Source organism: Hansschlegelia beijingensis (assembly GCF_045505405.1).
Taxonomy (GTDB): Bacteria; Pseudomonadota; Alphaproteobacteria; order Rhizobiales; family Methylopilaceae; genus Methylopila; species Methylopila beijingensis_A.
Genome location: NZ_JBJKEX010000002.1, coordinates 1 through 22,634 on the forward strand (window position 1 = coordinate 1; position 22,634 = coordinate 22,634).

The 22,634-nt window shown below is 68.4% G+C and carries 21 protein-coding genes; 9 read left to right on the top strand and 12 right to left on the bottom strand.

From position 1 onward, the window contains the following. Positions 1-58 precede the first annotated feature (58 nt). Both ACIKT0_RS00280 and gyrB read left to right on the top strand, forming a co-directional pair. Positions 59-595, top strand: coding sequence for a DNA replication/repair protein RecF (locus ACIKT0_RS00280; RefSeq protein ID WP_407103433.1), 537 nt, complete (start codon positions 59-61; stop codon positions 593-595). Positions 596-836: 241 nt separating this feature from the next. After that, on the top strand, positions 837-3,266 hold the full coding sequence (gyrB, locus tag ACIKT0_RS00285) for a DNA topoisomerase (ATP-hydrolyzing) subunit B (protein ID WP_407103434.1): 2,430 nt from the start codon (positions 837-839) through the stop codon (positions 3,264-3,266). 118 nt (positions 3,267-3,384) lie between these two features. Here the strand turns inward: gyrB and ACIKT0_RS00290 are convergent, their stop codons facing one another. Next, a complete protein-coding gene (locus ACIKT0_RS00290; protein WP_407103435.1) occupies positions 3,385-4,044 on the bottom strand; it encodes a DJ-1/PfpI family protein in 660 nt (219 codons plus the stop codon). Between the two features lie 52 nt (positions 4,045-4,096). Between ACIKT0_RS00290 and ACIKT0_RS00295 the strand changes: the two genes are divergently transcribed. From ACIKT0_RS00295 to ACIKT0_RS00315, 5 genes are all read left to right on the top strand, one after another. Further along, entirely contained in the window at positions 4,097-4,732 is a 636-nt protein-coding gene (locus ACIKT0_RS00295) for a helix-turn-helix domain-containing protein (RefSeq protein ID WP_407103436.1), read from the top strand. Positions 4,733-4,903: 171 nt separating this feature from the next. Continuing rightward, positions 4,904-6,229, top strand: a complete 1,326-nt coding sequence (locus ACIKT0_RS00300) for an MFS transporter (RefSeq protein ID WP_407103437.1) — start codon at positions 4,904-4,906, stop codon at positions 6,227-6,229. A 138-nt stretch (positions 6,230-6,367) separates the two neighbouring features. Then, a complete protein-coding gene (locus ACIKT0_RS00305) occupies positions 6,368-6,925 on the top strand; it encodes an MOSC domain-containing protein (RefSeq protein WP_407103470.1) in 558 nt (185 codons plus the stop codon). Then, positions 6,922-7,866: a PDR/VanB family oxidoreductase gene (locus ACIKT0_RS00310; protein ID WP_407103438.1), complete on the top strand. Its 945-nt coding sequence runs from the start codon at positions 6,922-6,924 to the stop codon at positions 7,864-7,866. Before ACIKT0_RS00305 ends, ACIKT0_RS00310 begins: the two co-directional genes overlap by 4 nt. A 60-nt stretch (positions 7,867-7,926) precedes the next feature. After that, complete coding sequence (locus tag ACIKT0_RS00315; RefSeq protein ID WP_407103439.1) at positions 7,927-8,298, top strand: RidA family protein; 372 nt, start codon at positions 7,927-7,929, stop codon at positions 8,296-8,298. Between the two features lie 76 nt (positions 8,299-8,374). On the opposite strand, the gene ACIKT0_RS00320 is transcribed toward ACIKT0_RS00315, so the two are convergent. From ACIKT0_RS00320 to ACIKT0_RS00330, 3 genes are read right to left on the bottom strand one after another with little or no spacing between them, the layout of a single operon-like run. Next, entirely contained in the window at positions 8,375-9,613 is a 1,239-nt protein-coding gene (locus ACIKT0_RS00320) for a M20/M25/M40 family metallo-hydrolase (RefSeq protein WP_407103440.1), read from the bottom strand. A 2-nt stretch (positions 9,614-9,615) separates the two neighbouring features. After that, the gene (locus ACIKT0_RS00325; RefSeq protein WP_407103441.1) at positions 9,616-11,394 is read right to left on the bottom strand and encodes a hydantoinase B/oxoprolinase family protein; all 1,779 of its coding nucleotides are present in this window, start codon (positions 11,392-11,394) and stop codon (positions 9,616-9,618) included. Continuing rightward, positions 11,391-13,481: a hydantoinase/oxoprolinase family protein gene (locus tag ACIKT0_RS00330; RefSeq protein WP_407103442.1), complete on the bottom strand. Its 2,091-nt coding sequence runs from the start codon at positions 13,479-13,481 to the stop codon at positions 11,391-11,393. Before ACIKT0_RS00330 ends, ACIKT0_RS00325 begins: the two co-directional genes overlap by 4 nt. A gap of 98 nt (positions 13,482-13,579) precedes the next feature. On the opposite strand from ACIKT0_RS00330, the gene ACIKT0_RS00335 reads away from it, so the two are divergent. After that, positions 13,580-14,203 (top strand): cupin domain-containing protein, encoded by a 624-nt coding sequence (locus ACIKT0_RS00335; protein ID WP_407103443.1) that lies wholly within the window; start codon positions 13,580-13,582, stop codon positions 14,201-14,203. Between the two features lie 23 nt (positions 14,204-14,226). Here ACIKT0_RS00335 and ACIKT0_RS00340 read toward each other — a convergent pair whose 3' ends face one another. The 5 genes from ACIKT0_RS00340 to ACIKT0_RS00360 all read right to left on the bottom strand — a co-directional run bounded on the left by ACIKT0_RS00340 (position 14,227) and on the right by ACIKT0_RS00360 (position 20,115). Continuing rightward, a complete protein-coding gene (locus tag ACIKT0_RS00340) occupies positions 14,227-16,005 on the bottom strand; it encodes an amino acid ABC transporter permease/ATP-binding protein (protein WP_407103444.1) in 1,779 nt (592 codons plus the stop codon). A 27-nt stretch (positions 16,006-16,032) separates the two neighbouring features. Next, complete coding sequence (locus ACIKT0_RS00345; protein WP_407103445.1) at positions 16,033-16,896, bottom strand: ABC transporter substrate-binding protein; 864 nt, start codon at positions 16,894-16,896, stop codon at positions 16,033-16,035. 208 nt (positions 16,897-17,104) lie between these two features. Next, complete coding sequence (locus ACIKT0_RS00350; protein WP_407103446.1) at positions 17,105-17,623, bottom strand: flavin reductase family protein; 519 nt, start codon at positions 17,621-17,623, stop codon at positions 17,105-17,107. Beyond that, the gene (locus tag ACIKT0_RS00355; RefSeq protein WP_407103447.1) at positions 17,620-18,615 is read right to left on the bottom strand and encodes a succinylglutamate desuccinylase/aspartoacylase family protein; all 996 of its coding nucleotides are present in this window, start codon (positions 18,613-18,615) and stop codon (positions 17,620-17,622) included. The genes ACIKT0_RS00350 and ACIKT0_RS00355 overlap by 4 nt, the downstream gene beginning before the upstream one ends. 15 nt (positions 18,616-18,630) lie before the next feature. After that, entirely contained in the window at positions 18,631-20,115 is a 1,485-nt protein-coding gene (locus tag ACIKT0_RS00360) for a 4-hydroxyphenylacetate 3-hydroxylase family protein (RefSeq protein WP_407103448.1), read from the bottom strand. 139 nt (positions 20,116-20,254) lie between these two features. Between ACIKT0_RS00360 and ACIKT0_RS00365 the strand changes: the two genes are divergently transcribed. Further along, positions 20,255-20,761 (top strand): MarR family winged helix-turn-helix transcriptional regulator, encoded by a 507-nt coding sequence (locus ACIKT0_RS00365; RefSeq protein WP_407103449.1) that lies wholly within the window; start codon positions 20,255-20,257, stop codon positions 20,759-20,761. A 53-nt stretch (positions 20,762-20,814) separates the two neighbouring features. On the opposite strand, the gene ACIKT0_RS00370 is transcribed toward ACIKT0_RS00365, so the two are convergent. The 3 genes from ACIKT0_RS00370 to ACIKT0_RS00380 all read right to left on the bottom strand — a co-directional run bounded on the left by ACIKT0_RS00370 (position 20,815) and on the right by ACIKT0_RS00380 (position 22,255). After that, entirely contained in the window at positions 20,815-21,285 is a 471-nt protein-coding gene (locus ACIKT0_RS00370) for a DUF3828 domain-containing protein (RefSeq protein ID WP_407103450.1), read from the bottom strand. Between the two features lie 55 nt (positions 21,286-21,340). Beyond that, positions 21,341-21,853, bottom strand: a complete 513-nt coding sequence (locus ACIKT0_RS00375) for an SH3 domain-containing protein (RefSeq protein ID WP_407103451.1) — start codon at positions 21,851-21,853, stop codon at positions 21,341-21,343. A 135-nt stretch (positions 21,854-21,988) separates the two neighbouring features. Further along, on the bottom strand, positions 21,989-22,255 hold the full coding sequence (locus ACIKT0_RS00380) for a YARHG domain-containing protein (RefSeq protein ID WP_407103452.1): 267 nt from the start codon (positions 22,253-22,255) through the stop codon (positions 21,989-21,991). Between the last annotated feature and the right edge of the window lie 379 nt (positions 22,256-22,634).

Here is a 22,634-nt window from a genome sequence, read left to right on the forward strand (position 1 = left end):
TCAGAGCCACGCGGCGACAACCCTGTTGCGGCCCCGATAGAACGGGACCCCGCTCCGGATGGCAAGCAAGCCGCGCGCCGGGATCCCGCTGATCGCAGAGACCGCGGATCCGGCCTCGCCGTTCCCTGCCGCGCTGATCGCGATCGAGGGCTCGCTCGAGGCTGAGCTTTCCTACGCTCCGGCGACCGCGGTCGAGGACGCGTACCGGGAGCGGCTCGCAAGCGCGCGGCGCCGCGACCGGGCGGCCGGACGCACCTTGGAGGGTCCTCACCTCAGCGATCTGCTGGTGCGTCACGCCGCCAAGGACATGCCGGCGGCGCTCTGCTCCACAGGCGAGCAGAAGGCGCTGCTGATCGGCCTCGTGCTGGCCCACGCCCGGCTGATCGCGCGGCTCGACGGAGCGCCCCCGGTGACGCTGCTGGACGAGGTCGCGGCCCATCTCGACCCGCTCCGGCGCGAGGCGCTCTATGGCGCGCTCGACACGCTCGGAGCGCAGGCCTGGATCACGGCGGCCGATCCGGCGTCATTCGCGGAGCTCGGCGACCGCGCCCGTCTGTTCACGGTCTCGGGGGGCGGGGTCCGGGAGTTTGGCTGATCCGGCGGCGCCTTTTTGGGAGGCCCTGACGCGGACCATGGAAATTCGTCCGAAAGATATTATATATCAGCGGCTTGTGGGGCGAGGCCGCGGCGTCTTCCCACACCGGCCGGAACTCGCTTTCCGCGGCGTTTCAGGCTACCAATGAGCCCTTCGGAATCCCCTGATTCCTCCCCGCTCGCGAGGTCGTTCGCAATCGTCGACGGCCGCGGCTGCGAGCCACGCTGATCGAGAGCATTGAATGACCGACATGACCCCGAACGACGCCGAGGACTACGGCGCGGACTCGATCCGCGTCCTGAAGGGCCTCGACGCCGTCCGCAAGCGGCCGGGCATGTATATCGGCGACACCGATGACGGGTCGGGCCTGCACCACATGGTCTACGAGGTCGTCGACAACGCCATCGACGAGGCCCTGGCCGGCTGGGCGACCGAGGTCACGGTCACGCTCAATCCCGACGGTTCCTGCACCGTCACCGACAATGGACGCGGCATCCCGGTCGACATCCATTCCGAGGAGGGCGTCTCGGCCGCCGAGGTCATCATGACCCAGCTGCACGCCGGCGGAAAATTCGACCAGAACTCTTACAAGGTCTCGGGCGGTCTTCATGGCGTCGGCGTGTCCGTCGTCAACGCGCTGTCGACCAAGCTGACGCTGCGCGTGTGGCGCAACGACAAGGCGCACGAGATGTCGTTCACGCACGGCGTCGCCGACGGCCCGCTGCAGGTCACCGGCCCGGCGAACGGCAAGCGCGGCACCGAGGTGACGTTCTCGCCGAGCTTCGAGACCTTCACGGGCGTGACGGACTTCGACTACGCGACCCTCGAGCACCGGTTGCGCGAACTCGCCTTCCTGAACTCCGGCGTCCGGATCGTCCTGACCGACGCCCGGGGCGTCGAGCCGAAGCGCGAGGAGCTGTTCTACGAGGGCGGCGTCGAGGCTTTCGTGCGCTATCTCGACCGCGCCAAGCAGCCCTTGATCGCGACGCCCATCGTGCTGCGCGCGGAGAAGGACGGCATCGGCGTCGAGGTCGCGATGTGGTGGAACGACAGCTACCACGAGAACGTGCTGGCCTTCACGAACAACATCCCGCAGCGCGACGGCGGCACGCATCTGGCGGGCTTCCGCGCGGCCCTGACGCGGCAGATCAACGGTTACGCCGACAGCTCCGGCGTCGCCAAGAAGGAGAAGGTCTCGCTCACCGGCGACGACGCGCGCGAAGGCCTCACCTGCGTGCTCTCCGTCAAGGTGCCGGATCCCAAGTTCTCGTCGCAGACCAAGGACAAGCTGGTCTCATCGGAGGTTCGGCCGGCGGTCGAGAACTTGGTGAACGAGGCGCTGAACCGCTGGCTCGAGGAGCATCCGGCCGACGCCAAGACCGTCGTCCAGAAGGTGGTGGAGGCCGCAGCCGCCCGTGAGGCGGCGCGCAAGGCGCGCGAACTCACCCGCCGCAAGGGCGCGCTCGACATCGCCTCGCTGCCGGGCAAGCTCGCCGACTGCCAGGAACGCGACCCCGCAAAGGCGGAACTGTTCATCGTCGAGGGCGACTCGGCCGGCGGTTCCGCCAAGCAGGGCCGCGCGCGCGAGTTCCAGGCGGTGCTGCCGCTGCGCGGCAAGATCCTCAATGTCGAGCGCGCGCGCTTCGACCGGATGCTCGGCAGCCAGGAGATCGGCACGCTGATCACGGCGCTCGGCACCGGCATCGGGCGCGACGAGTTCAACCCCGACAAGCTGCGCTACCACAAGATCATCATCATGACGGACGCCGACGTCGACGGCAGTCATATCCGCACCTTGTTGCTGACGTTCTTCTACCGGCAGATGCCGGAGCTGCTTGAGCGTGGACACATCTACATCGCCCAGCCGCCGCTCTACAAAGTCGTGCGCGGCAAGTCCGAGCAGTATCTGAAGGACGAGCGGGCGCTCGAGGATTACCTGGTCGATCAGGGCCTCGACGGCGTCACCCTCAGGCTCGCCAGCGGCGAGGCGCGCTCCGGGCTCGACCTTCGGTCGGTGGTCGAGAACGCCCGCCAGATCCGCGCCATCCTGGGCGGCCTGCACTCCCGCTATCGCCGTTCCGTCGTGGAGCAGGCGGCCATCGCCGGCGCGCTGACGATCGACGTGCTCCGCGACGAGGAGAAGGCGAAGGCCGCGGCCGAGTACATCGCCCGCCGCCTCGACCTGCTGTCCGAAGAGACAGAGCGCGGCTGGGAAGGCGTCGCCAGCGAGGAGGGCTTCACCTTCGCCCGCACGGTGCGTGGCGTGCGCGAGGCCGCGACCATCGACGCCGCCTTCATCGCCAGCGCCGACGCCCGCAAGCTCGACGAGCGCGCGGCCCATCTGCAGGAGATCTACGGCAAGACCCCGCATCTGCTGCGCAAGGACGACGTCTCGCCGGTCCACGGCCCGAGCGCGCTGGTCGACGGCGTGCTCGCGGCGGGACGCAAGGGCATCTCGCAGCTCCAGCGCTACAAGGGTCTCGGCGAGATGAACCCCGACCAGCTCTGGGAGACGACGCTCGACGTCAACGCACGCACGCTGCTTCAGGTGAAGATCAAGGAAGTCGACGAGGCCGACGACATCTTCACCAAGCTTATGGGCGATGTCGTCGAGCCGCGCCGCGAATTCATCCAGCAGAACGCGCTGACGGTCGCCAATCTGGACGTCTGACGGCGCGGCCGCCGGCGTAGGTCGTGGCAGCGCCAACGGCTCGGTGCCTGGAAAGGAACGGGGAAGCTCGTCGGCTGGAGCCTGATCGCGCTCGGGATCACCTCCAGCCGACGCCCGGTTACGACGCGGCGCGATGAACGCCGGCGTGATGCCCAAGCGCCTCCCGGTTGGCGCGATAGGCGCGATCGTACTCGATCAGCCGCGCGACCTCTTCGGCGACGTCGACGCCATACAGCTTTCCGATGAGATAGAGCGTCGCGTCGATCGCGAGCGAGACGCCCCCGCCTGTCACGACGACGTCGTCGACGACTGCGGCCGCCTTCGTCGACGCTCCCTTGGCGACATCGGCCAGCAGCGCGATCGGCGCCCTGGGCTCGGAGCCGGCGGCGTTTCGCCGGGTCGTGACGGTCCGTCCGTCGAGCGCGCCAGCCGCCGCGAGCACCAGCGCGCCGGTGCAGACGGAAGCGAGCCGCTCGGCTGGCTGGCGCTTCAGGAAGGCGATCAGTTCAGGATCCTTCGAGGCCTCCGGCCAACCCGCCCCGCCGCACACGACATAAACGTCGCAGGCGGGGGCGTCCGCAACGCCGAAGGGCGCCTCCACCGTGAGGCCGCCGGCGAGCCGCACCGGACCTGCGCGCCGCGCGATCACCGCGTCGGAAATGTTGGGCAGGATGCGCCGCGCCATCGAGATGACGCCTACAGTGCCGCCGACGTCGATCGGCTCGACGGTGTCGTAGAGGATGACGCCAATGCGGGCGGGCGCGCTGCGGTCTTTCATAAGTCGTTGTTCCTCTTGATCGTCACGGACGTATCGTTGCATGAGCTACCGCGTGAGCAGCAGCGAAGCCGACATCGATTCAAGCCCTGTCTCCGGGCAGCCGGACGCGGCCGCCGGCGTGGAGAAAGCGCAGGCCCAGGTGCTGGCCGGAGAGGTCCGCCGGCACCGGAAGGAGCGCGGGCTCTCGCTCGAAAGCCTGTCGGCCCTGTCCGGGGTCAGCCGCTCGATGATCTCGAAAATCGAACGCGCCGAGGCGGTCCCCTCCACCACAGTCCTGTCGCGGCTCGCCGAAGCGCTCGGCGTCACCTTCTCGCGCCTGATGGCGGCGCCGACGGAACGCGAGATGCTGGTGATCCCGGCCGATCGCCAGCCGATCCTGCGCGACGGCGAATCCGGGTTCCTGCGGCGCTGCATCTCGCCCGTCCTTCCGGGGCGCGGCATCGACTGGGTGCTGAACACCGTGCCGCCGGGCGGAAGCTCGGGCCGCTTCGTCGGGCATAAGCCGGGCGTCTCCGAATACATCTACGTCCTCCACGGCCGCCTGAAGGCTCATATCGGAAGCCGGACCGTGACCCTGGAGGAAGGCGACAGCCTGTACTTCGAGGCCGACGCCGAACACTCCTTCGAGAATGTCGGCGAAGGCGAATGCCAGTACTTCCTCGTAATCGACGCCTCGCGCATTCGCTGAACCTTTCCCGTCTCCTGTAGAGCCTGTTTCGCGGGCAGGCCGCCCAAGACAGCGCCAGATCACGCACTCCGGCTGACCTCGCCCTCTCGCGCGCCTCAGGTCGCAATCTGGCACGCGCCTTGCGTCCCCGATAGTGGAATTGTTTCCACTATCGATGATAGGAGGCATGCGATGACCGATGCGCCGACCGCTGACGGAATCGGCATTCCCGCCGTTTCACGCGACGACGAGAAGATGAAGAAGATCGTCTGGGCCAGCGTGCTCGGAACGGTCGTCGAATGGTACGACTTTCTGATCTACGGCACCGCCGCCGCGCTGGTGTTCAACAAGCTGTTCTTTCCGACCATGGACCCCGTCGCGGGCACGCTCGCGGCGTTCGCCGCCTATGCGGTGGGCTTCGTGGCGCGGCCGCTCGGCGGCGCGATCTTCGGCCATTTCGGCGATCGTCTCGGCCGCAAGGCGATGCTGACCTTGACCATGTTGATCATGGGCGTGGGCACGTTCCTGATCGGCTGCCTGCCGACATATGATCAGATCGGGATCTGGGCCCCCATCCTGCTCGTCGCGCTGCGCCTCATGCAGGGCATCGGCATCGGCGGCGAGTGGGGCGGCGCGGTTCTCATGGTGATCGAGCATGCGCCAGAGAAGAAGCGCGGCTTCTACGGCAGTCTGGTGCAGGTCGGCTTCCCTGCCGGCGTCGCCCTGTCGACCGCGACCTTCCTCGGGCTGTCCATGCTGCCGCAGGAACAGTTCCTCTCCTGGGGCTGGCGGTTGCCCTTCCTCTTCAGCGTGATCCTGATCGGCGTCGGCCTGTTCGTGCGGCTGAGGCTGGTCGAGACGCCGGCCTTCGCTCAGGTGAAGGAGACCAAGACGGTCGCGCGCATGCCGATCCTCGAGGTGATCATGGGACAGCCGAAGACCTTCCTCACCGCCGTCGGCCTCAAGATCTCCGAGGTCGCCTGGGTCTACGTGCTGACGGTGTTCTCGATCGTCTACGCCACAAACACGCTCGGCCTGCCGAAGACCCTTATTCTCTACGCTATCCTTCTGGGCGCCGTGCTCGAATTCGCGACGCTGCCGCTGTTCGGCTGGATGTCGGACAAGATCGGACGCCGGCCGATGTATATCGGGGGCGCCCTGATCAGCGCGGCATGCGCCCTGGTCGTGTTCCCGCTTCTCGATACGCGCGATCCGGCGATCGTGGTGATCTCGATCGCGGTCATCATGAGCCTCACCCACGCAACCATGTTCGGACCGCAGGCGGCGTTCCTGCCGGAACTGTTCGGAACCCGCGTGCGGTACTCGGGGGCTTCGCTCGGTTGCCAGATCGCCGCTGCGATCTCCGGCGGCTTCGCGCCGATGATCGCGACCGGCCTGCTCGCCTGGGCCGGCGCCACCTGGCCGATCGCGCTCTACCTGATCTGCCTTGCGGCCATCTCGCTGGTCGCGACGCTCTACGCGACGGAGACTCGCGATCTCGACATCAGCCGCGCCTGAGCGCGCGGGCGCAGCAACGAGGCCCGCGCGGTTCGCGCGGGCCTCAAGGTCCAGACTATCGCCGGGAGAATGAACTTGAGAGCCGACGAAGCCGAGAGCGGAATACTGTCTGAAGCCCCAACAAAGCCCCGTCCGACGATGGTCGAGGCCTACGAGAACCCGGCCGGCTCGATCGCGCGCCACGTGCCGGGCGGCGCCACCGGGTTTCGCGGCGTGCTGCTGCACATCCATGTGGCGCCCGCCGCAAGCTACGAGATGGAGGAGCTCGCCGAGGCCGAATGCGTCGCGGGCCGCGGCATCGTCGGCGACCGTTACTTCGAGGGGACCGGCACCTATTCGCCAAAGCCCGACACGCGCGAGGTCACGCTGATCGAGCAGGAGGCGCTGGACGCGCTGGCGCGCAACGATCCGCCGCTGCAGGGCGGCGGCATCACGCTCGCGCCCGGCGACCACAGGCGGAACCTGACGGTGCGGGGCGTGCCGCTGAACCATCTTGTCGGGCGCCGCTTCCGCGTCGGTGACGTCATCCTGCGCGGCGGCCGGCTGAACTTCCCGTGCAAATACCTCGAGGAACTGCTGGGTTCCCCGGTTTATCTGCCGCTCTACAACCGCTCCGGCCTCAATTGCGGCATCGAGCGCGGCGGCGTGATCCGGCCCGGCGACGAGATCGAGCTCTTGGACGACGCCTCCGCATGACGGCCCGGGTCATCATGAAGCTGAAGGTCGAGGCCGCACGGCTCGCGACCCCGAAAGTTCTTCATCTCAGGCTCGTGCATCCGCTGAAGCCCGAGCTTCCGGCATGGGAGCCGGGGGCGCATGTCGACCTGCGTCTGCCCGACGGCAAGATCCGGCAGTATTCCCTGTGCGGCGACCCGGATGATCGTTCGGCCTACGAGATCGCGATCAAGCGCGAGGATGCGGGTCGCGGCGGTTCGCGCGGGGCGCATGAGACGCTGAGCGCGGGTTCGGTCGCCCACGTTTCGGCGCCTCGGAACAATTTTCCGCTCCAGCAGGCCGATCGCCATGTCTTCGTGGTCGGCGGAATCGGCGTGACCCCGGTGCTCGCGATGGCCCGCCGCCTTGCGGCGCAAGGCGCCGACTTCAGGGTCGATTTCTGCGCGCCTTCCGAGCATGACGCGCCCCTGTTGCCCGAGCTGCGGGCGATATGCGGGGAGCGGTTGCGGCTATGGCTCTCGTCCGAAGGCGCGCGGTTCGATCCGCGTGAGATCGGGCCCGCGCGCGAGGGCGACCAGCTCTATGTCTGCGGCCCGCAGCGTTTGCTCGAGGCGGTCCGCGCCGCCGCCGTGGAGCTCGGCTGGCCGGAGGCCCGCATCCACGCCGAGGCCTTTCAGGCGACGCTCGACGAGAACTTCAAGCCCGAGCCATTCGACGCCACGCTCGCCTCGACCGGCGAGACGCTGCACGTGCCGGCGGACCGCTCGCTGCTCGACGTGCTGCGCGAGCACGGCGTCACGATGCCGTCCTCCTGCGAGCTCGGCGTCTGCGGATCCTGCGTGTGCGGCTATCGCGACGGCGTGGTCATCCACCGCGACGCGGTGATCTCGGTCACGGACCGGCAGAACAGGATCGCGCCCTGCGTGTCCCGCGCGCGGGTGGCGGTGACGCTCGACCTGTGAGCTTCGCCCGCTGAGGGCGCTTTTTGCGCGGCTGCGCGCCAATCCGGAAAGGAAGAAGAATTGTCGAAAGAATGCGTCAATCCCGGCGGGGCGGCTCCGGCCCTTTCTCTCAGCCATGCGGTGCGGGCGAACGGTTTCGTCTTCGTCTCCGGCCAGTTGCCGGTGACTGCTTCGGGCGAAGTCCCCGAAACCTTCGAAGGTCAGCTTCGACAGGTCTTCGCCAATCTCGAGGCGGCCCTCGAGGCGGCGGGATCCAGCCTGCAGAAGGTCGTGAAGACCACGGTCTTCCTGAAGGACCTGAACAGGTTCGCAGAGCTCAACGAAGTCTACGGCGAGTTCTTCAAGTCGGAGCCGCCGGCGCGGTCGGCCTATGAGGTCGCCCGACTTCCGAAGGACGCCCTGGTCGAGATCGAGGCCATCGCGGTCAGCTGATCCGAAGGAAAGTGAGATCGGCGGGGATCTCGACGGCGGCCTTCGATGAAGCCGTCGCCTGGATCTCCGCCGCTTCTCACGCCGCCAGAAAGAGCTCCGCGCTTCGGGTGAGCACGTCCGCGAGCGCCCTGAGCTCGTCGAGGGAGACATGCTCATCCGCCGCGCCCATGTTGTTGGGCGTGAGGCCGCAGGTGACGGTGGGGATTCCTGCGTAGCGATAGTGGCGGGCGTCCGAGGCTCCGACCCGCATGGTGCGGACCGGGCGCGCGCCGAGCACGTCCTCGCAGGCGGCGCTGACCGCCTCCATCACCGGGTGATCGGGCGCCGTCCAGTTCGGCTCGTAGCGGCGGACGATCTCGACCGTGACCCCGGGCGCCGCCGCCACGATCTGGCCGATCCTCTCCTCGAGCTCCGCGACCGTCACGCCCACCGGAAGGCGGATGTCGGCGGTCGCCTCTGCGTGGTCGGCGATCAGATTGCTGAGCCGCCCGCCCCGGATGGTGCCGAAGGTGACAGTGACGTGGCCAAGCGTGTGGCTTTCGCCCGCGCCCGACAGCGCCTCGGAGACAGGCGCGCTCCCGGCGATCGCGCGCGTCACCGCCTCCGGCGCGCGCACTGGCCAGTCCCGCAGCGATCTGAGGGCCTGGATCACGTCGACGAGCTTCTCGATTGCGCTGTCGCCGCGGTGGACATGGGCCGCGTGCGCCGCCTTGCCCTGCGCCTTCAGCGTCAGCCAGATCATCCCCTTTTCGCCGAAGCGCAGCACGCCGGGTGAGCCGACATCGGCGCTGATCATCGCGTCGCCGCGCGCGTGCGGGACCGTGTCCAGCAACAGCTTGGCGCCGAGTTCCCCCATGGTCTCCTCGTCGCCCACGAAGGTCGCGACGACCTCTCCGGCGAGTTGCTCCCTCTTCGCCGCGAGCCGAGCGAGCGCGACCGTAATGGCCGCGACCCCGCCCTTCATGTCGGAGACGCCGAGGCCGTAGAGCTTGCCGTCGCGCTCCTCGCCGTCCGGATCGGTGGTCCAGCCCTCGCCGAGCGGATAGGTGTCGAGGTGGCCGTTGAAGACCAGCCGCTTGCCCGGCCGCGCGCCGCGCACCCGCAGGACGAGATTGGCGACGTGCGGGGCGCCCCGATGGTTCTCCGTCTCGATGCCCTCGACGCCCGCCACGGCCTCCGCGATCACCGCCGCGGGCGCGTTGGTGTCGCCCGGCGGCGTTTCGCTGCGGGCCCGGAGCAGCCGCTTCGTCAGCTCCACGACATCGATCGGATCGGACGACGTTCCGGCGGCCCGGTCCGGGTCGTATGCGTCCATGGTCAGGCGGCCCTCAGCGCTGCGGTCGCGGCGGCGTCGACCTGGAGGTCCGCCGTCAGCGCCACCTTGTAGACGGCTTCGGCGCGCTGGCGGCTGACGAGGCCCTCGGCGACGTCGACCCGCACCCGCTCCGGATCGCGCGTCGTCGGGTCGCCATAGCCGCCGCCGCCATTCGACAGCGACACCACCTTCTGGTCGGCCCGCACCCGGATCTGCTCCGCCGTGCCGAGCGGCGTGATCTCGCCGCCGTCGCTTTCCAGGAACTGCCGCGCCGAAAGCGAAGGCAGACCGCCGCAGACGCCCTGGGCGGGGTTGACGGTGCCGTCGCTGACGAAGCCGAGCTCGAAGTCGCAATCCACCGGCCGGAACTCCGTGCGGATGCCCGGCGCGCCGCGGAACGCGCCGGCGCCTTCGCTGTCCTGGGCGATCGAGCGCCGTTCGACCAGCATGGGGTGAAGCATCTCGTCGATCTCGATGCTGTCATAGAAGGGCATGCCGGCGTTGCCCATGCAGAACAGCGACAGCCATCCGTCCTGCACCGGCGTGCCGGGTCCGCCGCCGGCGGCCAGGATAACCTCGTTGATGAAGGCGTGGCCGTTCCGGGGATCGGAGCCCGAGATGACGCCGGCCGCGGGCGGGAGGCCGGCGCCGCCCTCAGCCATGCCGACGTTCGGGTCGATCTGGGCCAGCGCGCGCTGCACGGCGTTGGTGACGCGGTCGCCGAGATTGGTCGTCGCGACCGAGGTGGAGACCGGATGGCGCGGAATCCCGACGCAGCAGTTTTCGCGCAGGGTCACGTCGATGCGCCGCAACGTTCCGGCGTTCGGGATGACGGGGGTCGGCAGGCTGTTCAGCACGCCCACCAACGCGGCGGTGCGCGCGCAGGCGTGGCTGAGGTTCACGCCGACCGGCACGCAGTCGATGTTGTCCGTCATGTCGACGGCGATCCGTCCTGCTTCGGCGTCGACGATCACGTCGGCGGTCGCCGGGATGCCGTCCTCCGGCGCGCCCGGCAGCGGATCATGGACGCAGGTCGCGCGCGCCTTACCCGAACGCATCTGGCCGATCACCTCGATCATCCGCCGCTCGGACAGGTCGAACCAGTCCCGGGCGTGGGCGGAGAGCGTGTCCCATCCGAGTTCGCGGCCCATGCGGGTGATCTCGCGCTCGCCGATGCGCGCGGCGCCGACCATGGCGAGGTAGTCGCCGCGCCACTGGTCCGGCACGCGGATGCGCATCAGGCACATGTTGATGATGTCGGCGATATCCCGATAGCCGGTCTGGACCTTCACGGCCGGGAAGATCAGCGCGCCCTCGGCGTAGACGTCGCGGGCGAGGCCCATATAGGTGGTCGGGAGCGAGTTTCCGCAGTCGGCCTGGTGCGCCTTCGCCAGCACCGTGAACCGGTGCACGCCGTCGTCGTCGAACACCGGCACGAGGATCGTGTGGTCCGCCGCGTGGCTGTTGCCGTGATAGGGCGAGTTGTGAAGGAAGGCGTCCCCTGGCTGGAGCTCCGGGTGGAGGTCGAGCATCGCTCGCGCCATCAGGTCCGCCCCGCCGATCACGTGGATCGGATAGCTGTCGGCGGCCGTCAGCAGCTCGCAATCGGCTGTGACGAGGGCGCAGGAGAAGTCGCGCGCGGTGTTGATGACCCCGGAGCGCGCCGTGCGCAGCAGCGTGTTCGCCATCTTCCGCGTCACGCCGTCGAAGCGCTTCTGCATGATGGCGAGCTTCACGCCGTCGAAGCCTGCGGCGGCGGATGTTTGGGGGGCGGCGGTCACGCGGCGAACTCCCGGAGACGGGCGACGGACTGGACGAGGGGCTGCACGCTCAGACCGCCCTCGGCGGTCTTGCGGGCCTCGGAGCCCGGCGCGAGCACGACCGTGGTGAAGTTGCTTTCGACGACAGCCGGCCCCTGGACGGTCACGGCGGGATCGAGCGCCTCGAAACGATAGGCGGGCGCCTCGATCGGCCCGGTTTCGCGGAACGTCATGGTCCGGGAGCGAGTCGGCGCCGAACCGGCGCCCACGGGCAGCCGGATGGCGCTCTCGTCGGCGAGCCGGCAGCGGGCGAGCGCCCGCCAGCCCATGATCTCAACGTCGTCGCCGTCGTCCCGGAAGCCGAACAGCTCCTCGTGACGGGCGTGGAACGCCGCCACCAGGCGGCTGGCGGCGTCGTCCGCCGCGAGCATCGCCTCATCGATCGGAACGTCGATCTCCCAGACCTGGCTGGGGTAGCGTCCCTCGATCGCGAGATCGACGCGGCGCTCGCGCGCGCGGTCGCCGGCGGATGCGAAGAACGCCTCCGCCCGCTCCTTCAGCCCCGCGATGATCGTGTTCGCGGCCGCGGCGTCGAAGGCGCCCGTCCTCATGAAGACGACCTGCGAGAACTCGGAGGTGAGCTCCGACATCATCGCGCCGGCGGCGCTGAGGGCGGCCCCGACGTCAGGGAACAGGATGGAGCGGCAGCCGAGCCTGCGCGCGATCAGCACCGCGTTGATGCCGGCCGCGCCGCCGCCGCCGATCATCACTGCGTCCTCGGGGTCGACGCCCTGTTTGACCGTGATGTCCTCGATCGCGTGGACCATGCTCTCGGTCGCGAGATCAATGATCGCGAGCGCCGCCTCCTCGACCTCGAGGCCGAGCGGGATCGCGACGTCGCGCTCGATCGCCGCGCGCGCGGCCGCGACCGCAAGCCCCATCCGCCCGCCGAGGAAGAAGTCCGGGTCGATGTAGCCCAGCACGACCGCGGCGTCGGTGACGGTCGGCTGCGTTCCGCCGCGGCCATAGCAGACCGGCCCGGGGTCGGACCGCGCGCTCTCGGGGCCAACGCGCAGCAACCCGCCTTCGACGGAAGCGATCGAGCCGCCGCCAGCGCCGACGCTCTTCACGTCGACCGAGGGGAAGCCGGTGAGGTGACCCTGATAGATCGGGCCGAGCCAGGTCTCGCGGGTGCGGGGCAACGCGCCGTCGCGCACCAGGCTCACGTCATAGGTCGTGCCGCCGGCGTCGGTCACGATGGCGGTGGTGGCGCCCTGGAGCGCGGCGAAGTAGCGGCCGGCGACCGGCGCCATGGACGGCCCTGAATTGAGCGCGAGGATCGGCCGCTCGGCGAGTTCCTCGACGTCGACCAGCCCGCCTTGCGAGGTGACGGCGAAGATCTGCCCCGTCATCCCGTGCGCGCCGAGCCGCTGCTTAAGCGCGCGCAGATAGGCGCTCATGATTGGCTTCAGCGAGGCGTCGATGGCGCAGGAGGAGGTGCGGCGATATTCGCGCACCGTCGGGTTGAGCTGATGCGCGAGCGTGAAGGGCACGCCGGGCAGATGCTCCGCCAGCAGTTCGCCGACTTGCAGCTCGTGCGCCGGATTGACGATCGACCAGAGCAATGAGACCGCCACCGCCTCCACCTTCTCCTCCTTGAGGCGCTCGATGACCCGCAGAACCGCGGCTTCATCGAGGGTCCGGCGCTCGCCGCCGTCGGCCAGGATCCGGCCGGGGATCTCGAAGGTGAGCGCGCGGGGGATGTAGGGAGCGGGATAGCCGATCCGGTAGTTGAAGGGGTCGGTACGGCCGCCCTCCCGGATCAGCAGGATATCCGGGTGCCCTTCGGTCGCGAGCAGCGCCGTGCGCGCGGCCTGCCCGGTGATCACGGCGTTGATGGCCCGGGTCGTTGAGTGGAACAGCACCTCGACGCCGCCCAGGAACGCTTCGGTGGTTTCCTGCGCGTCCGCCGCGAGCGCCACGGCTGCAAGGATGCCGTCGATCGGATCCGGGTAGGTGGTCGGCGCCTTGAAGACTTCGGCCCCTCCGGACAACCGGTCGACGACGAGGTCGGTGAACGTGCCGCCTACGTCAATGGACAAGCGCATTCCGTTTCCTTTTCACCAGCATTGCTGCAAGCCGCTTGCGTCTCACGCAAGCTGGCTGGTTTAAGTCTGACTGTTCGGTCGCGGAGGGTGTGAACCGCATGGTCAAGAACAGGGTCGAGCAGCGGGCGGCGGAGGCCGCGGCGGGCGGCGCCGGAGGCGCTCGGCCGATTCCGATCGGCCCGCGCGTTCGGCATCTTCGCCAGCTGAAAGGCCTGCGGCTCAAAGACCTCGCCGTCGCGGCGGGCTGTTCGGAAAGCCTGCTGTCGCGGATCGAGAATGACCTCGTCACGCCGTCGCTGAGCACGATCCACCGGATCTGCAAGGCGCTGGCGGTCAACGTCTCGGCGCTGGTGGATCCGGTCGAACAGCGGGTCTGCACGACCTATGGCCCCGACGACCGGCCACGCACCTCGCATGGCCGGGCGGGCGAAGGCGACGGCAGCCTGTGCGAGACGCTCACCCCCTTCGGCGCGGAACGCATGCTGGAAGGGCTGCTGCTGGAGCTGCCCGGCGGCGGACCGCTCTGCGGCCCCTTCGAGCATGCGGGCGAGGAGGTCGGTTACGTGCTCGAAGGGGAGCTGGAGCTCTTCGTCGAGGGCGAGCGCCACCAACTCCCCGCCGGCCACAGCTTCTTCTTCAGCTCCTCGCGGCCGCACAGCTATCGGGCGCACGGACCCCGCAGCTGCCGCGTGCTCTGGATCAACACGCCGCCGACCTTCTGAGGGAACAGACGCCCCGCGGCTCCTCATGGCGTCGGGGCCGCGCGTTCCATGACCCGGAGGAAGCGCCGGGTGCGCTCCTGCTTCGGGTCGTCGATCACCTCGGACGGCGGCCCCTGCTCCACGATCACGCCCTCGTCCATGAACACCACCCTGTCCGCCACTTCCCTGGCGAAGCGGATCTCGTGGGTCACGACGATCATGGTCATGCCTGCGTCGGCGAGCTTGCGCATGACCTGCAGCACCTCGCCCACCAGCTCGGGGTCGAGCGCAGAGGTGGGCTCGTCGAACAGCATGAGCTTGGGCGAGATCGCGAGCGCGCGGGCGATCGCGACGCGCTGCTGCTGGCCGCCGGACAGCCGGTGCGGCAGGTGATCGGCGTGGGCCGAAAGGCCGACTTCCGCCAGCAGCTTGAGCCCAAGCTCACGGGCGGCGTCGGGCGCCATGCCGAACACCCGGATCGGCGCCTCGATGACGTTCTCGAGCGCGCTCAGATGAGCGAACAGGTTGAAGTGCTGGAACACCATGCCGATGCGCGCGTCGGCGCGCGCCTTGGCGAGCCCGCCCGTCGGCCGCAGCCCGCCGCCGGGCGCGGGGACGTAGCCGACATGGCGGCCGTCCACCGTGATCTCGCCCCAGTCCACCGGCTCGAGATGGTTGATGGTGCGCAGGAAGGTGCTCTTGCCCGAGCCGCTCGGCCCGAGAAGCACCACCACCTCGCCGCGGGCGACCGTCAGGTCGATGCCCTTGAGGACCGTCCGATCGCCATAGGATTTCTGGACATTGCGGCAGACCACGAAGGGCTCGCCGCGCTTGGCGACGCCGCCGGCTGAGGTCGCCAGCATCCGGAACACGTCCTCGCCGGCCGGAGCAGGCTCGATCTCCGGGGCGGGGGCGCCCGGCGCGATCGAGGGCGCAGGCGCGGCGATCTCGGATGCGGACTTCCGCCCGAGCCGGAAGCCGAACATCCGCCTGAGCGTTTCACCGCGCGGCCGGCGCTCGCGCTCGAGGTCGAAGCGCGCCTCCGCCCAGCTCTGCGCGATCGAGATCGCGCTGGTGAGGATCAGGTAGATCAGGCCGGCGGCGGCGAAGACGGTGAAGAACCGGAAGTTCTGCCCGACGATCTGCTGCGCCCGGAAGGTGAGCTCGTTGACGAAGATGATCGAGGCGATCGACGTCAGCTTGAGCATGCTGATCGTGTCGTTGCCGATGCCCGGCAGGATGGAGCGCATCGCCTGCGGCAGGACGATCCGGCGCAGCGTCAGCACCGGCCCCATGCCGAGCGCGGTGGCGGCGGTCGACTGCGCCTTGTTCACCGACAGGATGCCGCCGCGGATGATCTCCGCGCTGAACGCCGCCTGATTGAGCGAGAAGCCGATGACGGCCGTGGTGAAGCTGTCGAACTTCAGTCCGATATAGGGGAGCGCGTCATAGATGAAGACGAGCTGCAGCAGCTGCGGGGTGCCGCGCACGATCCAGATGTAGAACCACGCGACCGCCCGCACCACGAACAGGCCCGACAGCCGCATCAGGGCGAGGCCGAGCCCGAGCACGAGGCCGATCGCCATGGCGAGCGCGGTGATCTTCACCGCGGTCCAGGCGCCGACCCACAGGAACTCGGACGCGGCGTAGGAGAAGAACTCCCAGATCCAGTGCTGCTCGACCGCTGCGGCCGCATCGGCGTCTCCGGAGAGCTCCTGCAGCGCGGCGGAGGCCGGCGCCTGAGCTTCCGCCGGAAAGGCCCAGAAGGCGAGCGCGAGCAGGGCGACGGCGGCCGCGCGCGATGAGGTGCGGATGATCTGCATCGACGAGGTCCCGTCGCCCTGGCCTCGTCAGTCGAGCTTCACCTCGGCCGGGACCTCGAGCGACGGATCGACGCCGTACTTCTGGAAGATCGCCGCCTGCTCGCCCCTGGCCTGGAGCACGGTCAGCCCGTCATGGATCGCCTTGACGAGGTCGGCGTTGCCGTTCGCGGTCGCGGCGCCCATGGTGAGGCCGCTGATGATCGCGAAGGCGCGGGCGTATTTGGTCGGAGACTCCTTCACCGAGGCGTCGGCGAAGCCGAGGTCCCAGAGCAGGATGTCCGAACGGCCGCTGTCGAGCTGGCGCATGCCGGCGGCGAGATCCTGGAACGGCATCATCGTCACCGCGTCCTTGCCGGCCGCCTTGCAGGCCTCGTCCTGCTTGCGGGTGGCCTGCTCCTCGACGCTGCCGAGACCGAACGCGACGGTCTTGCCGCAGAAATCCTCGATGCTCGCGACCTTCTTGGGATTGCCCGCGGGCACCAGAGCGCCGGTGCCGGCCTTCATGTAGGTGACGAAGTCGACGGTCTTGGCGCGCGCCGGCTTGTAGTAGAGATTGTCCCACATCACGTCGATCTGCCCCGCCATGACCGCGGGCAGCAGACCCGACCAGCCCCCGAGCACGAACTCGTACTTCAGGCCGGCGCAGTCGAAGGTCGCGCGCGCCAGATCGGCGTCGACGCCGATGACCTTATCGAAATTGCTCTTGTCGCGCATGACGTAGGGCGGGGTCTGCGGATCCGCGCCGATCTTGATCGTCTTGCCGGCGAGGCTCGGATACTTTTCGGCCACTTTGGATGGTTCGCACGCCGCCTGCGCGTTGGACGCGGCGGTCAGCGCCAGGAGGGCCGCAAACGCGCTCGCCGCGAGCAGAATGCCGTTCTTGAATGCCATGATCCGAACTCCCCGTAGCGTCCGATATGACCGGCCGACGGCGACGACCTGACCGGCTGAACCCGGCCGCCCCGCCTATCGACGCAAGCGCCTTGCATGCGACGCAAGTAATGCAAGTGACGTGCCATCCGCTTGCCGGGGCGAAAGCGCAGGCGCGACCCTCGCCTCCACCGCCCGGCCGCCGCTTTCGGCGGCGCCTGCTCCTCCGCTAGGCGCCCTGACGCTGCTCCGACGACAGGGCCGCGAGCCGCGCGAACGCCCCGCCATGGAAGATCAGGGGGCGGCGGGCCGAGGCGCAGGACAGCCCAATGACCCGGCCGAGCAGGATGTGATGGTCGCCGCCGTCATGCATCGCGTAGCGTTCGCATTCGAAGGTGGCCACGGCGCCCTCGATCAAAGGCGCCCCGCCGAGACCGCGTTCGCAGGCCGTCTCGGCCCACTTGTCGGCGCCGCGGCTCGCGAAACGCGCCGCGAGCGTCTCGTCGCCCTCGGCGAGCACGCTGATCGCGAAGTGGCTGGCCCGCTCGAAGACCGGCATGCTGGCGAGCGATCGCGCCAGCGCGACCGACACCAGCGGCGGCTCCAGCGAGACGGAGACGAAGGAGTTCGCGGTGACCCCCACCCGCCTGCCTTGCTCGCCTTCGGCCGCCACGATCGACACGCCCGTCGCGAAGCAACCGGCGGCGCGCCGGAAGGCGGCAGGATCGATGCCGCCGGAGCGCGTCACAGCAGCCCGAGCGTCGCGACCCGCTCGCCCCTCGAGACGCTGCCGAGGGTCGTGGTGCGCACCAGGAGGCCGTCCTGCGGCGCCCGGACCGTCTCGACCTCGTCCCCATAGACGTTGAGGATGCGGCACAGGACGTCCCCGGCCTTGACCGGGGCGCCCAGCGGAACATCCGTGACCAGCAGCCCGCCGCGGCTCGCTCTCAGACCCAGAAAATCCCGCATGACATGCGTCTGGGCGGGCGGAACAGGCTCGCCGTCGATCATGCCGAGGCCGATCAGCAGGTTGGTCACGCATTGCGCGCCGATCGCGACCTGGTCCTCCTCAAGACGACCGCCCTCCCCGATCTCGAAGGTGAAGCAGGGAACGCCCGCCTTGGTGGCCTCGACGCAGAGAATGCCGTCGGCGACGTACATCCCGCGCTCGCCCCGTACGATCCAGCCGGTCCCGAGCAGATGCGCCATCCGCTCGGCCTCGCGCGCCGGGGCGCCCAGGTTCGGGTGCGGAAGGATCGCGATCGGCACATAGCGGCCGCCGCGCGTGGGCGTATGGACGTCGAGGGCGGCGTCGCACTCGCCGATCAGCCGGAACAGGGTCGCCGCCATGACCTGGGCGATGTTGCCATCCGGGTCGCCCGGAAAGCAGGTCCAGGCGTCGGTCGGCGCCTGGTCGAGCGGCGATTTCAGATATTGCGACACCGGGATGCGGTGATCGGCGATCAGAGCGAGCGGCTGTTGCACCGGGCAGCACACGATGCTGCCCGCGAGCGTCTTGGGATCGATCGCCGAGATCGCCCGGTTCACGAGCGCCACGCCGGTGACTTCGTCGCCATGGATGCCCGCGCCCACATAGAGCCTGGGGCCCGGCTTGGCCCCGTTGATCAGCACGAGCGGCAGCTGCACGCTCGAGCCGTCGGCGAGCTCGAGCGCAGACAGCTGCGCCCGCAGCCGCTCGCCGGGGGCGACGGTGAAACCCTCGATAGTCAGATCTTGCATCGCGCGCGTCACGCCTCAGCCGCCGACGGCCATCAGCGGCGCAGCGGGCGCGGCTTCTGGCAGTCCATAGGAAGAAAGAAAGCCCTCGACGCCGCTCTTGGCGCGGCCCCAATCGAAGGTTCGGTAAGACATTCCCGCCACGACGTGCCGCGGCCCGGAGTAGAAGGTCTCGTACTGCACGTGCCGCGAGGCGAATTCCGAGCCAATCGCGTCCCAGGCAAGCTTGAACAACTGAACCCGCTCTTCCGACGAGGCGACCGGGGAGTGCTGCGTGCGTCCGATCAGGCTCTCGATCTCCGGATTAGCGAAGTCGTCGACCGAGGACGGCAGCATCAGAACGCCGCCGCCGGACAGCTCACGAAGCGCCTGGATCACGCGCGGGTATAGCGCCTGTCCATGAACCTGCGCGGCGTAGAGCAGGCCGCGGTCCGGGATGAAGTAGGGCCCGTAATGGGAGCCCTTGGCCTCCATGCCGTAGACGAAGGCCTCGATCATGCTGCAGTCGGCGGCCAGTTCACCGAGCGTCTGGCGCACGGAGGGCATGTTCGACGTGCCGATCAGCTCGGTGATCTTGTGCGCGAGACCGATCAGGAAACGCAGCTTCACCATCAGGCGGATTTCGGCCTGGTAGTTCTGGAAGGCGTGAACCGGCGCCTCGTGCCACTGCGCGAGCTGGGCCGCGACGCCCCTGTGCACGAAGATCCTGTCCCACGGGATCTTCACGTCGTCGAAGTAAAGCAACGCATCGTTCTCGTCGAAGCGCGAAGACAGCGGATAATCGAATGAGGACGGCGCCGCCTGCTCATAGGAGCGGCGCGACATCAGCTTCACGCCAGCGGCCGCGATAGGGACCACAGCGGTGAAGGCGAAGCGATCCTCGCCCGGCGCCAGCGGACGAAGCGTCGTGACCAGCACCTCGTCGGAAAGCGCGGCCCCGGTGCCGAGCATCTTGGCGCCGCGGATGGTGACGCCGCCCGGATCCTCGTCCACGACGCGCACCGCCACCTCGGCGTTGCCGCCCTCGCCGGTCCCCTTCGACCGGTCGGCCTGCGGATCGATTATGACGTAGGAGAGATAGAGGTCACGGTCGCGGGCGTGAGCGTAGTAGTCGAGCACGGCGTCTGCCCGCCCGCCCTCGTGCCGGCGATAGACGTCGGCGCCGGCCGCCATGCAGGCGATCGTCGAGGCGACGTGGTCCGGCGAACGCCCCATGAAGCCGTGATGCAGTTCGGCCCAGGCTACGAGCGCCTCGCGGCGCTGCACCAGCTCGGCGTAAGATTTCGGCATCTGCCACGCCCGACTTACCCGGGCGCCGGTCGGCGTCTCGAAGGTGGACCGCTCCACGTTCTCGGGCCGCGCCTGGAAATCGTAGAGCGCGGCGACGGAACGGGTCGCTCCCTGGAACGCCGCATGCTCGGCCACGTTGGCGACCCTCTCCCCGTTCAGGAAGATGCAGCGCCCATCCTGGAGCCCCTGAAGATAGTCAGCCCCGGCCCTCATGACGCCCTCGCGCTTCGCCCCTGCACCTCCGAAATTCGCTTTGTTACTTAGCTTTGTCAACAAGCTAATTTGGAAAGTTGCCGCGCCATGCCGGACGCAGATATGGGTTGGACGCCGGCTTGGCGGCCAAGGAGCATCAATGAGCCCTCCCCCGAACACGGTGAGCCGCGCCGCGCTGCTCGTCGAGGGATCCGACGAGGCTTTCCGGGCCATGGTCGACGACCTGACGCACTTCGCGTCTCGGCTTCAGCAGATCAGGGAGGCGCTGGCGCGTCAGATGGGCGTCACCGCGCCCCAATACGCGGTGCTCATGGCTCTGGCGCGCCGGCCGCCGAACACGCCGGTCGGCGTGAAGGATCTGGCCAGCCGATTGAGGGTCAGCGTTCCCTTCATCGTCACAGAGACGAAGAAGCTCGAGGCCCTCGGCTTCGTAAGCAAAAAGCCAGTCGCGGATGACAAGCGGAAGATCGACATCGTCCTGACGGACAAGGGATCGCTGGCCATCGAGGCGATCGGAGATCGCCAGAGGGCCGTGAACGACGTCCTGTTTGGAAGTCTGAACGTCACGAAGTTCTCTGCGCTCAGAACGATAGCGTCTGAACTCCTGAACTCTTGTGATCGAGCGTTCGAGCTGGCGGAGAAGTAGCCGGATGCTCGCGGGGACGTGACGGCCGGCCGGAGCCGCGCCGTCCGGGTCTCCTACCGAAGCTCGCTCTTGAGTATGGTGCGGTAGGACGGCATGTCGGCCGTGGTGATGTCGTCGATCAGCCAGCCGCGGTCGCCATAGACCAGGGTCAGCTTCAGCTTGCCGGCGTCGGGTCCGTTCCTGTAGCCGACGTCGACCAGCGCCGTCTGATTGTCGCCGCCGACGCGGACGCTGGTCACGCGGAACTTCACGATGTCCTGGCATTGGCAGATCGGGTCATCCGAGATGATGCCGATCTCGCCGCCCGCCTGCTTGCGGTCCTTCAGCACGAGAGCCCGGAACCGGTTCGACAGGATCGGCAAGCCTCCCCGCATCGAGAAATCCTGGGGCATTTTGCCGAGCTCGTAGGTCCTGTAGACCTCGCTCACGAAACCCTCGAGCGAACCGCTGTCGCCGGGTTGGGCGACGGCGGAAGCCGGCGCGAGCGCGAGCGCGAGGACGAGCGCGGCCAGTGGGCGCAGCATGGTGTTTCCCCGGATGCGTGGTGACGGGTGAAAAGGATCGACGGGCGAAGCGCCGTCAGCCGTTGCAGCTCGGGATGGTTCCCTCGCGGCCGCCCTGGGTCCAGAAGATGCCGCCCCAGTGGTACCCGACCAACCCGTTGTAGCGGACGCGGAACCACTTGTAGTCGTTGAACCAGACGTCGATGTCCTCGACGCTCTCCAGCTTCTGTCCTTCCGCCACGCTCGCGACCTTGCCGGCGTTCATGGACGGCCGGCTGCGAAGCACGCCGCCGCAGGAGAAGCTCGGCCCGTACCGGCCGCCGGAGGAGCGGGCGGCGGCGCGGTCGTTGCGCTGCTGCTCCCGCGCCTCGCGGTCCATCTCCACCATCGACTGCACGTCGCCGCTGCACTTCGGCGGGATGTAGTCCCAGATGCCCTTTTCGCGGAAACAGGGGCCGACCTCGGCGCCGCGGCAGATCGACTCGACGATCTTCGAGCAGCGCTCGTCGAAGCCCTGGGCCGCGGCGGGAAGCGAGGCGAGGGCCAGTCCACCGAAAACGAGCGTTCCCGTCAGCAAAGCGATGCGCATGGCGATGTTTCCGAACGAAGCGCGCGGCGGCGCGGAGATGTCTGGACGGCTGAGCGGATCGGACGCGCGTGCGCGCATCGACGTCAGCGCAGGGTGAAGAGAGTGCTCAAAGTCGGGCGGGTAACGCGCGCCGCCTCAGCGAGGGCACGAATTCGCGCGTTCCTGCGCCTGGATCTCGGCGATCTTCTTGCGGTCGCGCGCCGAAAGCGGCACGTCCTCGATGTTGTTGTAGCGGCAGCCCTCATTGTAGCCGAAGGCGCGGATCGCGCGATCCGTCTTGAAGCAATAGCCGGCTTCAAAATAGACCGCGTTGCGCTCGCCCCAGAGCTCGTCGCAGGGAAAGCGCGCGTAAGCGGGCGACGCCAGAACTACGGCTGACAGAGCAATCAACAAACGCAGCATTCCAAGCCCCTGATGAACGCGTCGGCCGAGGCCTGATTGTTGTTGTGGATCACGCGTGGTCGCGTCGCGCGCCGGTGGTCTCGTCTCGTGTCATCGGAGCCGTACGCGACAGGCGAACTGCGCGTTCCTTCGCCATGACGATGAATAGACCAAGCATGCACAGGTCGACATCGATCCACGGGGCGCATCGGGCGCCTTCTTGCAGTACCGGCCCCGCTGTCGAGCCGCCACAGCATGCGCTGAGGGGACAGGATCGCGACCAGAAGCCATCGAAACATCAAGGCGGCCCGAAGGAAGCCTCTCTGTTCTTGGCACCCTGAAAAAATCTATACACAATGATGATGCTAAGCAGGCAAACAATTTGTGATAAATCGCTGAA

Excerpts from the sequence above, each read along its gene's own strand:
- ACIKT0_RS00370 (WP_407103450.1), bottom strand. The coding sequence starts at position 21,285 with ATGCTGCGCCCACTGGCCGCGCTCGTCCTCGCGCTCGCGCTCGCGCCG.
- ACIKT0_RS00375 (WP_407103451.1), bottom strand. The coding sequence starts at position 21,853 with ATGCGCATCGCTTTGCTGACGGGAACGCTCGTTTTCGGTGGACTGGCC.
- ACIKT0_RS00305 (WP_407103470.1), top strand. The coding sequence starts at position 6,368 with ATGGTCGAGGCCTACGAGAACCCGGCCGGCTCGATCGCGCGCCACGTG.
- ACIKT0_RS00340 (WP_407103444.1), bottom strand. The coding sequence starts at position 16,005 with ATGCAGATCATCCGCACCTCATCGCGCGCGGCCGCCGTCGCCCTGCTC.
- ACIKT0_RS00320 (WP_407103440.1), bottom strand. The coding sequence starts at position 9,613 with ATGGACGCATACGACCCGGACCGGGCCGCCGGAACGTCGTCCGATCCG.
- ACIKT0_RS00380 (WP_407103452.1), bottom strand. The coding sequence starts at position 22,255 with ATGCTGCGTTTGTTGATTGCTCTGTCAGCCGTAGTTCTGGCGTCGCCC.
- ACIKT0_RS00355 (WP_407103447.1), bottom strand. The coding sequence starts at position 18,615 with ATGCAAGATCTGACTATCGAGGGTTTCACCGTCGCCCCCGGCGAGCGG.
- ACIKT0_RS00290 (WP_407103435.1), bottom strand. The coding sequence starts at position 4,044 with ATGAAAGACCGCAGCGCGCCCGCCCGCATTGGCGTCATCCTCTACGAC.
- ACIKT0_RS00310 (WP_407103438.1), top strand. The coding sequence starts at position 6,922 with ATGACGGCCCGGGTCATCATGAAGCTGAAGGTCGAGGCCGCACGGCTC.
- ACIKT0_RS00345 (WP_407103445.1), bottom strand. The coding sequence starts at position 16,896 with ATGGCATTCAAGAACGGCATTCTGCTCGCGGCGAGCGCGTTTGCGGCC.
- ACIKT0_RS00300 (WP_407103437.1), top strand. The coding sequence starts at position 4,904 with ATGACCGATGCGCCGACCGCTGACGGAATCGGCATTCCCGCCGTTTCA.
- ACIKT0_RS00330 (WP_407103442.1), bottom strand. The coding sequence starts at position 13,481 with ATGCGCTTGTCCATTGACGTAGGCGGCACGTTCACCGACCTCGTCGTC.
- ACIKT0_RS00335 (WP_407103443.1), top strand. The coding sequence starts at position 13,580 with ATGGTCAAGAACAGGGTCGAGCAGCGGGCGGCGGAGGCCGCGGCGGGC.
- gyrB (WP_407103434.1), top strand. The coding sequence starts at position 837 with ATGACCGACATGACCCCGAACGACGCCGAGGACTACGGCGCGGACTCG.
- ACIKT0_RS00280 (WP_407103433.1), top strand. The coding sequence starts at position 59 with ATGGCAAGCAAGCCGCGCGCCGGGATCCCGCTGATCGCAGAGACCGCG.
- ACIKT0_RS00365 (WP_407103449.1), top strand. The coding sequence starts at position 20,255 with ATGAGCCCTCCCCCGAACACGGTGAGCCGCGCCGCGCTGCTCGTCGAG.
- ACIKT0_RS00360 (WP_407103448.1), bottom strand. The coding sequence starts at position 20,115 with ATGAGGGCCGGGGCTGACTATCTTCAGGGGCTCCAGGATGGGCGCTGC.